General features: G+C 43.4%; 9 protein-coding genes and 2 pseudogenes. 2 read left to right on the top strand and 9 right to left on the bottom strand.

Annotation, left to right across the window (positions count from 1 at the left end; genetic code table 11):
• Positions 1–911: 911 nt before the first annotated feature.
• From FMS18_RS19985 to FMS18_RS19955, 7 genes are all read right to left on the bottom strand, one after another.
• Positions 912–1841, bottom strand: a complete 930-nt coding sequence (locus tag FMS18_RS19985) for a class I SAM-dependent methyltransferase (RefSeq protein WP_163296421.1) — start codon at positions 1839–1841, stop codon at positions 912–914.
• Between the two features lie 94 nt (positions 1842–1935).
• Positions 1936–2859: an NAD-dependent epimerase/dehydratase family protein gene (locus FMS18_RS19980; protein ID WP_163296420.1), complete on the bottom strand. Its 924-nt coding sequence runs from the start codon at positions 2857–2859 to the stop codon at positions 1936–1938.
• Positions 2856–4061, bottom strand: a complete 1206-nt coding sequence (locus FMS18_RS21115) for a class I SAM-dependent methyltransferase (protein WP_163296419.1) — start codon at positions 4059–4061, stop codon at positions 2856–2858. The genes FMS18_RS19980 and FMS18_RS21115 overlap by 4 nt, the downstream gene beginning before the upstream one ends.
• A gap of 51 nt (positions 4062–4112) precedes the next feature.
• Positions 4113–7010 (bottom strand): glycosyltransferase, encoded by a 2898-nt coding sequence (locus tag FMS18_RS19970; RefSeq protein ID WP_163296418.1) that lies wholly within the window; start codon positions 7008–7010, stop codon positions 4113–4115.
• A 6-nt stretch (positions 7011–7016) separates the two neighbouring features.
• Positions 7017–8009, bottom strand: a complete 993-nt coding sequence (locus FMS18_RS19965) for a kinase (protein WP_163296417.1) — start codon at positions 8007–8009, stop codon at positions 7017–7019.
• 308 nt (positions 8010–8317) lie between these two features.
• Entirely contained in the window at positions 8318–10201 is a 1884-nt protein-coding gene (locus FMS18_RS19960; protein WP_163296416.1) for a glycosyltransferase family 4 protein, read from the bottom strand.
• Positions 10202–10261: 60 nt separating this feature from the next.
• Positions 10262–11194 (bottom strand): NAD(P)-dependent oxidoreductase, encoded by a 933-nt coding sequence (locus FMS18_RS19955; protein WP_203544721.1) that lies wholly within the window; start codon positions 11192–11194, stop codon positions 10262–10264.
• Positions 11195–11712: 518 nt separating this feature from the next.
• Between FMS18_RS19955 and FMS18_RS20955 the strand changes: the two genes are divergently transcribed.
• Positions 11713–11835: a hypothetical protein gene (locus tag FMS18_RS20955; protein ID WP_275405849.1), complete on the top strand. Its 123-nt coding sequence runs from the start codon at positions 11713–11715 to the stop codon at positions 11833–11835.
• A gap of 37 nt (positions 11836–11872) precedes the next feature.
• Here the strand turns inward: FMS18_RS20955 and istB are convergent.
• Positions 11873–12574 (bottom strand): annotated as a pseudogene (gene istB, locus FMS18_RS19950) (IS21-like element helper ATPase IstB).
• A gap of 47 nt (positions 12575–12621) precedes the next feature.
• On the bottom strand, positions 12622–14136 hold the full coding sequence (gene istA, locus FMS18_RS19945; RefSeq protein ID WP_163296415.1) for an IS21 family transposase: 1515 nt from the start codon (positions 14134–14136) through the stop codon (positions 12622–12624).
• 199 nt (positions 14137–14335) lie between these two features.
• On the opposite strand from istA, the pseudogene FMS18_RS19940 reads away from it, so the two are divergent.
• A pseudogene (locus tag FMS18_RS19940) lies at positions 14336–14736 on the top strand (transposase); the annotation flags it as partial.
• Positions 14737–14887: the final 151 nt, after the last annotated feature.

Raw genomic sequence — 14887 nt, 5'->3', positions numbered from 1 at the left:
CTTGCGCCAATTGTCTACCTGTTCCTGCCAGTAAATTTCCTTATCTGCTCTACTTTCAATGTTGTCGGGCATAAAATCTCCTTTTTCATTGAGGAGTATGCACGAGAGGGGAAATTATGGGTAGAAGGGGCTTATGTGACCCTTACAACCTAAAGACAACGCCAATGAAGATTTCACCGTAATGATCAGCAAGAAAGCGGTTGTCCCAATGAGGGGAAAAATCCTTGCTACTTTATTTTTATTTGAAAAAACATGGGCATACGTTCTGTAGTGCCACGCCAAAATCATTCCACTTAAAAGAATAAGGACGAGGCCTATTATAACTTGTTTTAAATTAATCGCCTGAATCAAATTGCCGGATAAAAGTTCTTCCATATTATTCCCCTCAAATTTGCTTTTACACTACCAAACCTGCACATCAATGCTAAATATAATCCAACGAGACTGCCTACAGGTCAGATTAAACCACGCAACATTTATAATATTTGAAGTGAGAATATCCAGGGATCATACAATTGGATATTACAGAAATCGCCCATTCTTCCAGTAGGTCATATCTAATATTTGTAAAGATTCTTTACTCGACTTTCGGAGTTGCGGATCATGCAGCAACTCCCTTTGATCTTTGACATTGCCCCCTGTTTAAGCCGTAAATATAGAATGCTTGTTTGAGCACTTCAGCCATCATGACTTGGCTCAACGTCTCTGCAACCTGCTTGTTTTTCAGTAGTTCTTTATTAAAAATGGAGTATCATTGCAAGATATGACATTCAAAAGAAAAAAACACGGCAACAGCACTTCTTCTATACTCACCATCTCATCGAAACAAAACTACAAAGGAACACATTTAGAGGACTTCAAGCCAAATAAATCATCACCTTGTATTAATGATTAAGGCAGAATCAAAAAGATTAGCCTTCCTTCTTGCAAACCATCCAATCCTGAAAAGAACGTTCTCCAGGAGGTGCTATGACATCGAGGACAGTCAGATAACGACCCCAAAATTTTCTGGCAATTTCTCGCTTCCAGAACACCTGACTGACACAAATGTCGCCATAATAAAAATAGTCGTATGGCATGTCTTTTGTCTCAAGCATAGTTGCGGAGTGGTTATCTGTAACCCATGCTTCATGCTTGTTCTCATAATAAAACTTCCACGCATTTTCTGTATGGATAGTTTGAATCAGCAAGCCTCCAGGCTTCAGCACGCGCTTTAACTCCATGAGCCACATATCCCAATGATATTTAATATGGGTAAAAACGCTAAAACCGTAGATAACATCAATTGAATTGTCTGATAGAGGAAGGTGTGGTTGGGTAGACCCTGTGAACACACTGAAGTCGTTAGGAAAATTCTCCCGCATCCATTGGATAGGATGCGCCTGAATATCAGAACCGTAAAGCGACCAATTCTTCGCTTGAGACTCTGGATAAAAATGCCTCAATACACGGCCAGAAGAACATCCAAAATCGAGAATAGCAATATCTTCATCCTTTCCCAAGTATTTATTGATTTGCTCCATCAACAGTTCCTTGTCCTCTCTTCCCCAATCCAGATAATCTTCATTGTCGGCAGAATAACCCATTCGGTCAGGAACAGGAGGAAGCGGTAGGGACTCTCCCTCTACAATGACTGGTGCATCAAACTTTTTGGGAAAAGTTTCCAAGTTATAATCAAGCGGTTGGTGGAACTCAAAACGAGGCATTACGGTATATTCCTGTCGCACCATGTGCATCAATCGGTCAACTATATCGCTTTTAACCCCATTCACCACCTGTCGTACTTTAGAGGAGACAGGAGCCACCACTGCTTTATTTACTAATTTTAAAGAATCTTTCATTAATTGACTCCTTCACATTCTGTTGTGAAAAAACGTAACAGGCTTTTTCTGTAACTTGCAAGCGAGATGGGTCGCCGTCTAATAATTCTATCTTTTAGGATGAAAGCTCGTAGGCTTTTTCTTCCAAGAACCAATCAATTGTCATGGCAAGACCTTGGTTCAGAGGAGTAAGCTTATACTCATCAATAATGCCCTTCACCTTATCGATGTTAAGGCATTTTGATTTGGCCCCCACATAACGACTTGTGTCGTATTCAATCTTATCCTCTGGGTAGCCGACATGCTCACAGATATGGCGTGCAAAAGTACGGATAGTAAACTCTTCGCCAGCTCCGATATTAACAATTTCATTATTCTGTTTTTCAACTAATTCCCACAGAATTTTGACAAAATCATCTACGAAAACCAATTCTCTCTTCTGATAACCATCGCCCCAGAGCACAACTGGTTCACCGTATTTTTTACCGCGGAGAATCTTACGGATCAGATCAAAGATGAAATGCATCTGACGCCCATCTGTATGATAATTAGCTCCATAAAGAGTCGAAGGAACAGCACAGAGCCACTTACGATCATACTGCATACCAAGGGCCTTAGCTCCTTGGTATAACATCCTTTTAGTCATCGCATACGTATAAAGACTGTCTGTAGGCTCACCTGCCATAAACTCTATTTCAACCAGATTACTTCCGGGCGCATATGCACAACTTGTCCCCATGAAAACAAACTTGGCCTGAGGCTGTGCAGCATTCCACCATGAAACAACATTACTGTTAATATATTGATTCATGACCCACTGTTCGCCGGGATGGTGAATGCAGAAATCCCCAGCCTGAGTCCATGCAGCAAGATGAAAAATTAGGTCATACTGCTTATGATCCAAACAATACAGACTCGATTCCTTTCTCAAATCGCATTTTTTGGAATTCAATTTTGTCAGATCATGTCCTGCATTCTCTAAAAAGCGACACAAAGTCTGACCCAAAAATCCGGTTGCACCGGTAATTAATATGTTCATGCGCTCACCTTGGGGTCAACGGGGAAGTAAAACTCAATCCCATCTTTAACCAACTGTTCATTATTTTTTAAAATTTCTTTTTTGAAGTTCCATGCCAGTACGTAATAAATATCCGGCAATTCGCTGATCTCATCTTCAATAACTAATGGAATATGCATTCCTGGAGAATACAGCCCTCTACGGAGCTCGTTTTTTTCGACTAGGCAGTCAATTAAATCCGCTCCGACTCCAAAGTAATTCAGCATGGTATTGCCCTTTACAGGCGCACCAAACCCATAAATGGTCTTCCCCATCTCTTTGGCTTCTTTCAAGTATTTTAAATTGTCTTCCTTCATTTTCTCAATACGTTTTGAGAACTGAACATAATGGTCAAAAGAGTTGCACTCGCTCTCTTTCTCCGCTGCAAGCATTTCTTTATATTTTTCTGTAGTCTCAGCTTTATCTTTGTGAGTTACCAGTCCAATGATTGACCCCCCATGAATTGGTGCAAGTTCAGCATCAAACATTGCCAGACCATGACGATTCAACAAAACTTCGATTGTCTGTAATGTATAGTAAAGCAAATGCTCGTGATAAATCTGATCAAAAGCACAGTTCTCCATAATACTCTTCATATACAGAAACTGAACGACAAAGACGCCGTCTTCAGCCAGGCCCTGCTTGATTGCACGACAAACAGAGTGCAATTCTTCAAGATGGAAAAAAACGCCTGAGGCATTAATAACAGAAAACTTCCGACCTATCTCATCCATAGTTTCTTCATTGAAAAAAACATTCAATGTGTTAATGCCATTATCATTGGCAATTTGCGCTGTCCCAACAGACGACTCTACACCAAGAACGTCGTACCCGAGCTCTTTATAGTGCTGAAGCTGCGTTCCATCATTGGAACCGATATCCAAAATAGACTTATCAGCTTTATCTCTGAAAAAACGCTCGTCAATCTTCGTCGCAACATTTTTAAAATGCGCTGAAAGGGACTTCGTTGTTCCTGACAAGTACGTATGATCACCAAACATGATCTCTTTTTTCACAGTAAAATCAAGCTGAGAAGTACAGCAATTATGACAATACTGCACTCGTAACGGATAAAAAGGTTCATTACCGACTTCGTCAGCCGGAATAAAATTATTACACCAAGGCTGGTCCCCTAAATCAATAACCAATTCAAGATCGGTTGAATCACACACTCTACATTTCACTTTGACACCCCAATATCATTTGATAAATATTCAAATTTAACACACAAAACCTTAAGATCGCCACATCCATGAATGCTGTTCATAACGGTTGTCATTAGTTGCTGCGTAATGCAAATCGCGCTCTCCATTCAGCAGCTTGTAGTGCTTCCTTTCAAACATCTTCAATCGAGCATATTTCTTTGCAATCTTATGTTGAGTAACAATAGCTGCCTCATTCTGAGAAAAGCTGTCAAAACTTTTAAGAATCTCCTTGATTTCACAAATATCCCTATTCCACTCTTTCCACTGAGGGTCATTATTTTTTTGTGAAATATATTCAGATAAGGCGTAGGCGTAATCAAAATCGGTACTTATATGTCCGCAGTAAGACTTTCTATAGCCAAGGCACTTATAAAACAACGCAATGGCATCTTCGATGGGACGATCCTCAAAGGCATAGCGGACACCGCCAAGAGAACGATATATGTACCATGCCCGCAAATCCTCAAGTTCCGCCATCGGCGAAGCTGTCGTTCTTTCTTCCGGGTAGTTCAGAAAGAGGCCCAATGTTTCTGGGAAGAAGGCGACATTGATTTTTGAAAGAATGCGATTCTTGAATTCGGTATCACCTGCGCCTCTAAAAGTTTCATCATAATAACCGCACTTTTTATGCATCGACTTTCTATACATGCCGCCAACCCATGACAAATAACAAGTCTCAAGATAGACATGATCTTTGTCGACATCCTTGGTTCTGGATCTGGCATACGGCATAACATCACGTTCCAGTACTCCTTCTGGTGTAACCTCTGTCACAAGACTGTCGGACATGACCCAATCTGTTTCAGTATTTTTGTCCAAAAAGTCTGCTAACTTTTCAAGGGCATCAGGATAAAGGACTTCATCAACACCCAAAAAAACCAGATAGGGAGCACGCGCTTTCGCAATACCACGGTTCCATGCGCACTGGATTGTCTCTCTGCCTTGGGAGCGTTCGTAGTAATAATCTACTTGATTATCACAAGTTTTCTGAATGGCAGCATATTCATCTGCGGGAGAATTACTGTCTTCAAAAATAAACTCAACCTCCCCTTTCTTAACAAGAGTCTGCTGCAACAAGGCTGTCATAAATACCGGAATTTTATCTGCAGCATTATAGAGAGAAACAATGATGGAGACTTTGGGACTTTCTGACGACCGCTCATCTACTTCCAGAGCGCATTCCAAGGCGGGCTTATGCATGTTCCGCTTCTCTGCGCTTTTAAGATATTGGTACACCCGTTCTGCTGTTTTTTCAGGATCACCATACATAGCATCCAAAGCCTTTGCAGTATGGGGCATTCCACACCTCTCAACGGCACGAAGAACTTCAGGCAACTCCGCCGCTGTCCCCATAGATCTCATTGTACGGATAAGATATGTGGCATAAAACTCGTCGTTTTCCTGAATTCGCTCAAGACGCCCGATAGCCTGCCAAATATCCTTTCGTAAAAAATGCGACGATTCACCTAAGTCATATAAACTATTTAGCTTATTAGATATCTCACAACGACCACTCTCCCGCATATTAAAAATATCACGCAAACGCTGTACGCGAGATCTATAGTCCAGTATGGCATGTACTTTAAAAGCCAGTGGAGCGATAAAACTCCTCTTAACATGCTCACGCAAGGGAGTCTTAAAAAAACAATAAGTCCGTTTCAGCAACTCAAACACAGGGTCCGGCAAGGACTCTTTCAGCGAAGAAATAGCCCCCGCTTTTAAATATAATGTGCGTTTGAGTTTAATTCCCATTGCCTGAGGATCAACAGCTAGCTTAGACAACATTTTGGAGTAAATCTGATGCATATTGAAAGATTCGGTAAACAGCGGAAGGCCATTTACAATGGAAGTCAATTTCTCACAATATTCATCATAGTTGCGCAGAATATTTTCGATATCAGCAACAGATGCATAAATATTGTCAAAATCAATCTTCACATATGGAATTTCAGGAAACTCCTTATCCAAATAATCACAAACACCGGCTTTGTTGGAGACTGCAACAGGGCAGCCATTAAACAAAGCTTCTAAAACCTGAAGATTTAACGTGTCGTACCGAACCGGTAACACCAGCATAGCTCTGGAGGCAAAAATTTTCTCAAGCTCATCCCAACCGACCGGTCCGACAAAATTTAAATCAAGTCCTCGGTTTACCGAAACACTATACAATCGATCAGTACTTGAAACACCGGCATTATCAAAATCAGCATCGCCAACATGATAAGACTTATCGTACAAATCTGGATCAATCCAACGACTCAGTTCAATAAATATGTCGTTGCCTTTTCGACGCTCCATTCGACCGATGCAATATAAATCAGGCCTTTTCTGATCATTCTTGGCGATATTTTTTTCTCTTTGAGACTCTTTAACAATGGGGGTTGGGCTAATGTATTCAACATCCCTATCCTTTCTCCCTTTCCACTCTGCGATATAGCGTTCGGAAATAGCGTAGAGGCCGTCTACATTGGAGAATTGCTGAAATTCAGCTTCCCTGGCTTCCAGATAAGGCTGGCTTTGCCAATTCAAACGTATGCTATCAGAAATATTGCCATGCATGGCCAAAACAAATCTTCCGACTTTCACTCCATACATCTCAAAAATCTCTCTCATACCATAGCCAAAGCTACAATAATCAGGAATATCAACAACATCAAATAACATTCCCGCTACAGACTCTGCATATGGAAGAACCTGATTTAAATTTTCTATAAGGTATGCGGGGATAAGTTCACGAGATGTACAATACTTCTTGCTGATAATTTTTTTTACAGGATGTGCATTTGCAGGTCTCTGTGCATCCAATTTCTCGTTCTCAATAAAATAATAAAACTCACACCCTGGAGTATCTTCTATTATTTTTTTGTAAACGGTTTGTCCGCCACCAATATTCTTATACAAATCTGATACAAGTAGTAAAATTTTCATTTGTTCTTACCCACACTCGCCATCAAAATATATTATTCTGGAACCACCATTTTCAAACTCAAAAGGAACATGCACCAAATCAGACAATTCAGCGACCACAGCATCCTGCTTATCCTTTTCAACAAAAAATAAAATAAAGCCTCCACCGCCGGCACCTAAAAGTTTCCCCCCGATAGCTCCGGCAGCTCTGGCTCTCTCGTAAATAGTATCAACTTGCTCAGGTGCAACTTTATCCGACAGGTTTCTTTTGTACATCCATGATGTGTGCAGCATTTCTCCAAATTGTCGAATATCCTGATCTGAACTCAAAATATCTACAGCATCATCTACCATACAGCGCATCGCATGCAGGCTGTCAGCATTTGAATCCATTTTTTTAATCTGCGCTTCTGCGATATTGCTTGCAATCCTTGAAAAACCCGTAAAGAACAGTAACAAATGGTCCTGAAGTTCATCTCTACGAACCTTAGAAATAATCACCGGATCTACAGAAAAATTACAATCCTTATGGAAAGTGATTGTATTCAATCCGCCAAAAGCTGCTGCAACCTGATCCTGACAACCGACATTCTCAGCCAGCACATCCTGCTCATATCGAATAGCTTCTTTGGCGAGCCATTCATGGGAAACTCTATTCCCCTTCATACCTTCAAGAGAATTCAGCAACCCCACAATAAACGAGGAGCTGGACCCCAATCCTGACCGGGCAGGCAGATCCGCATCGCAATGCAGTTCAAAACCATGCCCTTCTTCATAAGCCTTAAAAAGAGACCTAATTGCCGGATGCTGAATTTCCTCTATGGTTTTTGTGTGTTCAATTTTTGAATACGCAACTCGGTATTTATGATCAAAAAAAGCAGGTAAATTACGACAAGTAATATAGCAATACTTGTCAATGGAAGTGGAAAGAACCGCACCACCATTTTGACAAATCCATCCGGGATAGTCTGTTCCCCCACCAAAAAAAGACACCCTGAAAGGTGTACGTGAAATAATCATTTTAAGCTCCACCCATTAACAACCCTAAAAACATGCTAAAAATCAATCTCAAGAAAAAGGCCGCAAAGCCTACAGGGCCTGAAGTTCTTACAAAGAAAGCACATACACTCAACAAATACACAAAAAGAGGAAATGTGCATTTTTCAAACAAACAACTAGAGTAATCAAATACTGCCATACCAGTACAAAACTGGTTCCCCAGAAACAACATTATTAAAAGACTAATAAAAGAACCTTTCTATACACTAAATATCAGCAAATAAAAAGGTATTAAACGGACCTCAGAAAACAGCGGTCCAGAGAATTACTTATCCAATTTCTTGAAGTATCTTAGTCACTAGATTTTCGGCATTGTGGTTATGTAAAAGAGTCTTCGCCATTTTTTGTGTAGCCTGCCTATAATGAGCAAGGCTCCCTATCATTTCCAATAATATATCCGGAATCTCCAAAATATTTGAATAAGCTCTGCCGCCCCTGCCGACAGGAGTATACTCCGGTAAGGACACAAAACTAATTTTTACAGATAAATCCATAGGAAAATTTGCAGTTTCCAAAAGCTTAATAGAAATTTTTTGTGTTCCAGCTCCCAGTGGAACCATAAGAGAGGCTTTACCATGTGCCGCTGAATGCTCAGCTACATTCACAAAGGTATTACCAAATGTAAGCGCAGGATTTATCGTCACACCCAGTTCATAAAAAAAGTCCAAGTCAGACACAGCCCCTTGAAGCTCGACAAAACAATGAGTCTCATCTCTTTGAACTGAAAATTCACCTAATAAAATTCCACCATTTCCACATCTTGCCCCATGCGGTCCACGGACGGCGGGCTTTTGCACTAATTCTCTACGTCCTCCCCCTGCTTCAAGCAATTTATCATAGTATTCAATATTATTATCCAAAATCTGTCTGGAAAGCCAACTCCCCGCCGGCACAATTACAGGTATCCCATTGGCAAGCGCTTCTACAAGAATTCCGGAACTCCGCGCATTATACGAGCCTCTGTCATACGGAAGCAAAACTATACTGCTCTGAGACAAAAACAATTCATAGTCATGTGAAGAAAGTGGAGATTTGATTAACTGCACTTTTTCAGAGAAAAAAACTTCCAACTGTTCACGAGCGGTAATCACGGCTTGTTCTCCGCCGAGAGCAGCTAGATTGCTCTGGAAGACAAACCGTACATTATCATCTATTTTTTTCCGCATTACCGTTTCAACAATCAATGGCAGATGCTGAAAGCCTTTCTCCAATCTCGCATCACCTAAATAAGAAACCACTATTTCATTTTGTGATTTCTCATTTCCCGGCCTTGTGTGTGGAATAGGCAGAGTATGAAAACGATGACCAGTTGCGTAAGCGTATTGACGAGTCAGCTCTTCTGTATCTGTAAAAAAAGAAACATGTCGCGCAGTTGAACTTTGAACAATTTTTGTGAACAGTTCACGCAGCCCTTCGAAACCAGCAGGCCATGCAGTGTACTGCTGCTCTGTCTTTTCATAAAGATTTCGACGAAACAACAAAGCCCAACGAGTCCGGCAGCTCGGGTTTGCCCGAAGAAACAGTTCAATCCCCTCCAAATCTGCGTCTGAAATATTTGGAATGAACACAACATCGTTTTCATCCAAATTCAGGAAATTCATCATCCGCTGAGTATCATGAAAAAAACTCGTCGAAATAAAATGATCACGGTTCTCACTTAATCCATTATACGAGCAGGAAGAAGTACGTAGTGTGTTCTTAATACTGCTACATATTTTGGAGAAATGTCTTTTGAGGGCAGATGGGAATTTTACCCAAAGAAAAGATTCAAAACGAAGAATTATACGGACCAGACCATTTTGAAATGGCCCAGTACTATCGGCAGAAGATGTTAACAAAAAAGAATCACGACCAAGTAGCATATGCAAATTTTTTACACGCGCTTTAAGCCACGCATTACGAAGCGCAATGTAGCTATTCATTAAAAAGCTGCTCTTCTTTGATTCCCCCTCTGTTTCACCCCAAAAATTTAAATCATATAAAGCTTTCACGGGATGCCCGTTCAGCTCCTTGGAAATGCAAGCGAGATTCGTGACAAGTTCAGTGCGGTATCCCATGTTGCGGGCACAATCTAATACCTGCAAAGCATAATCATAGTGATGCCCTCCATGACCAACGAGCGAGTGGTCTACAAGCACAAACCTTTTGCTCATGCATCCTCTTTCAACGTATCTATAATAAATAAGGGCCAGAAAACTGGCCCTTTATTTATTTTATACGTTTGCGTACTGGTTTGGCTTAAGAATTTTGTAACCCTTAAGTAATTCCTTAATACCCATGTCCAAATCATGCTCCGGCTGCCAGCCGACTGCCTCAATCTTGTCGTTAGAGACCAGGTAATCGCGCTTATCCGGATCTTCGCCGATGGCAGCAGAATGGATGTAGAAATTAGGCACATGCTCCTTGATCTTCTCAGCCAGTTGACGCTTGGTCAGGTTGGCAGAAGACAGGCCTACATTGAACGGCTCACCCTGCATTTCGTCGTAGCGTTCAATACCAAAGAGGAAAGCTTTTACTACATCACGTACATGGATATAGTTACGGCGGAAATGATCCTCAAACAAGATGACAGATCCATTCTTAAATGCCTGGTAAGTGAAATCGTTCACCAGCAGATCCATACGCATACGCGGACTCATACCGAATACGGTAGCCAAGCGGAAAGTCACCGCAGTGCCAGTGTCCAAGAATGCCTTTTCCACCTCAACCTTTGTGATTCCGTATGAAGAGATTGGGCGAAGCGGACTCTCTTCTGTGCAGTATGCATCTTTTTCACCAATACCATAGCCGGAGTTTGTGGTCGGAAAGATAATACGCTGATTTTTAGACAGCATCTTCACAATTTGTAAATGCGCATCACGGTTAACCAGATCAGTCAAAGTCGGATTCATCTTGCACGCAGGAGCACCGACGATCGCAGCCAAGGGAATAATGATATCCGCTTTGGCCATTAACTTCTCCACCAGGCTATAATCGCAGATATCCCCTTTAACAAAGGTAAATTTTTCATAGTGGCAACAATCAAGCAATGGAGCCTGGCCAAACAGCAGGTTGTCTAAAACAGTAACCTTATACCCCTTGCTAAGTAAAATAGGCACAAGAGTAGAGCCAATATATCCTGCACCACCAGTAACAAGAATTCTCATACAGTTCCTCATAGTTAAAAACTTTTTCATGCTAAACGAGCTTTGCAAACGGCAAAGCATCACAAGAAGCTATGATCAGTACTCTCGCCGTTAAAATTCATTAAACACAACAGACTAATCAAAATCACTCATAATACTTTCTTTTTTTAAGAATGTTCAATTCTCCATAAATTTTTTTACAAAAAAACACAAATCTCCGACAGGTACACATATAACATCTTTCGAACCTAGTCAAGACTCTACTTTGATATCGTTTTTTGGGCCACAAAATGAAAACCTAATTCTGGGCTCGTCTTAACGTTCCAGTCAAATCGACCATTTCCTGACCCGCGACAAAAATCATCAACAAGAAGTTGATGCTCTTGGACAAAAGAAAATCCACACTTTTTGAATTTATCTTTCCACCACTCATACTCCTTCACTGTATGAAGGTATATAGTACTGTAGCCCTCCCGTATATTAGTCCCAGCGAAAAGTAGAGATTTCTGATAAAGACAGCCATGAAGGAGGTTGTTTCGATGCGGAAATCTAGATTCAGTGAAAGCCAGATTATCAAGATCCTGAAAGAAGCCGAAGGCGGTTGCGAAAAATCATGTAATGGGCCGGGCAAAATCATGAAAAGGGCCACCCTGTTTTTTTAGCGGTGCTGGTATTTTTTTCAATTCATCAAGTGGCCCATTACGTCAAGTTTGAAGTTCTTTTTCTCATGGAGTCTCCTTTCAGTTCGATGCGGTGTGAGTCGTGGACAACCCGGTCGAGCACAGCATCAGCCAGAGTTGGGTCCTGGAACCGCTCGTGCCAGTCTTTCACCGGTATTTGAGAAGTAAAGAGCACAGACCTGGCTCGAAACCTGGCGTCCACGAGGTCCAGAATATTTCTCGACTGCTCCACGGTGAGCGGCTCACGCAGCCAGTCATCTATTATCAGGACATTTCTTTTATCCAGCCTACGCGTCAGCGCGTGCAGTTCTCCCTAGGCGTTGCTGATAGACATTTCCCTGACCAGATCCGAGAAATGGGTATACAGGCAACGGTAGCCCTCCCGGCAGGCCCGGTGGGCAAGGGCGCAAGCCAGGTAGGTCTTACCCACTCCTGTGGGACCGGCTATGACCAGATTGTGCCTGCGGCTGATCCAGCCTCCCTGTGCCAGTTCCATAAAGTAGCCCTTGTCCAGCCCCCGGGCTGCCTGGAAATCCACGTCTTCCACCTGGGCGGACAGTTTCAGCCTGGCCTCGCGGAACCGTCTGGTCATGCGCCGATTTTCGCGCATGACGTATTCCCTGTCCACAAGCATGCCCAGCCTTTCCTCAAAGCTCAGATCGGCATAACCGTCTCCATCCACCTGTTCTCTGAGGCCGTCCAAAATGCCGGACAGCTTCATTTCGGAAAGTTTCTCCATGGTTTGATACAGCAGCATTTTCACCTCCTTTATCGGTAAAATCCCGCGCCGCGAATGTTGGCGTGGGTAAACAGCGGCAGATCTTCCTCAAGTGGAAGATCCAGCATGTCCTGATTTTTCTTGAGTATATCGAGCACAGGTTTGCGGCCCGCCAAGTTGAAATGGAGAGCCCTTTCACAGGCCTTTTCCAGACGGCCCGCGCCATATTTGGACTCCAGACGCAATAGCCCCAGGCAACTGCGAAAACCCTGTTCAGGATGCTTGCGCCCGCCGAGGATTGTTTTGACCATGTTCGTTGTTGCCGGACCGAATTTCTGGGCCCAGTTCAGAAAACGTCCCGGATTCCAGCCCGAAGCCTCCTGATGGGCCTTGGGCATATGTTCCGTGCAGGTGGTGTGGGAGTAAGGCTTGCGGCTTCTGCGATGTGACGCCGTCCGGGTCCCTTCATGGAGGATCTCCACTATTCGTTTCCCGACCCTGATTTCCACATATTTATAGACCAGAGAATAAGGGACCGAGTAGTAATGCTTGTCCACTTCAATGTGGTAATCCGGGTGTACTTTGGCCTTCTTCCATGCTGCGGGTTCGTATTCTTCTGCCGGCAAAGGGGCCAGGGCCGATTGTTCCTGTTTCTTGAACAGCTCCAGACGGGAGACATCCATCCCGGACAATGTCTGTTGATTGAGAACCGCCAACTGTTCTGCCAAAGCCGCGTTCAATTCATCAAAAGAGAAGAATCGCCGGTTGCGAAGCGGTGCCATGACTCGCCTTTCCACAATCTGCACCCCGACCTCCACCTTGGACTTGTCTTTGGGTTTGCGCACCCGGGCCGGGACCACGGCCAGATTATTGTGTTCTGCCCACTCCTGGTAGGTGGGATTTATCTCCGGTTCATAACGGCAAGGGCTCTTCACCCCTGATTTGAGATTGTCAGGAACCACTATTTCGGGGGCTCCCCCAAGAAATTTCAGGGCCCGGTTATGGGCCTCGATCCAGTCTTCCAGCCCCTGGCTCGGCAAAGCCCGGACAAAGGTCAGATTGCTGAAACCAAGTGTGGCCAAGAAAATCTGGGCCGTGCTGACTTCGCCTGTCTCCGGATCTACAACATCCATGGTATGCCCTGCAAAATCGACAAACAGCTTTTCTCCGGCCTTGTGCCGTTGACGCATGCTTACATGCAGCTTGCCGTTCCAGCGGCGGTAATGGCGTAAAAACTGGGCATAGCTGAAGCCTTCGGGAGTTGTCTGCCGGTATTCCTCCCACAACAATTTCAGGGTCACGCCCTTTCTGGACAGTTCCTTGTGGACTTTTTCCCAGCAGGGCATTGGCTTGCGGCGTTCTTCGTTTGGAGGAAGCGCGAAAAGCATGGAGTCAAGGGCGGCATCATCAATGTTTCCCGGCAATGGCCAGGGCAGGCCCGAGGCCTTGAAGCGTTTGAGGTAACGCTGCGCAGTGGTTCGACCCAGGTTGCAGGCCCGGGCTGCTTGATTCAAGCTCAGCTCGTGATCAAAACACAGCCGAAGCAATTCTTTTATTTTTCGCATGGATACCCTCGGTCTTGGCATCATCTTCCTCCTTCATGGTTTGGAAGGTGATACCAGCCAGTGTTTATCCAGCTCCGCTTTATATATAACAGCCTGATTTATTTAACAGAGTCATGAAATGGGCCGGGCAGTCGCATTTCCGGCCAAAAACCGGCCCTTTTCAATGATTTTGCCTGGCCCTTTTCGATGATTTTCCGCAGGCGGTCGCAAAGTCGCAGACGTGTGCCGTGAGTACAAAGTCAGTCAAGCCACGTACTACAAGTGGAAGTCCAAGTACGGTGGCATGGAAGCGTCCGATATTCGCCGCCTGAAGGACCTTGAAGAAGAGAATCGTAAGCTCAAAAACATGTTTGCCAATTTGAGTCTTGAAAACGAAGCCCTTAAGGATGTCATAGCAAAAAAGCTTTAAAGCCAGCTGAGAAACGTGAGCTTGTTAACTACCTTCGTAACGAATTTTGTCTCAGTATTCGACAAGCATGCTGTGCGTTGCGTTTAAGTCGCTCAGTGTATTGCTACGAGCCGAAGCCTCGCGATGATTCGTTAATTATTGAAATGCTTCTTAAGTTGGCTGACCGGTATCCCCGTTACGGGTTCAGAAAATTATTGTAAGGGTCACATAAGCCCCTTCTACCCATAATTTCCCCTCTCGTGCATACTCCTCAATGAAAAAGGAGATTTTATGCCCGACAACATTGAAAGTAGAGCAGATAAGGAAATTTACTGGCAGGAACAGGTAGACAATTGGCGCAAG

The organism is Desulfovibrio sp. JC022, assembly GCF_010470665.1.
GTDB lineage: Bacteria > Desulfobacterota > Desulfovibrionia > Desulfovibrionales > Desulfovibrionaceae > Maridesulfovibrio.
The sequence above is the reverse complement of the archived record's forward strand: the minus strand, read 5'-3'. Positions and strand labels throughout refer to the sequence as shown.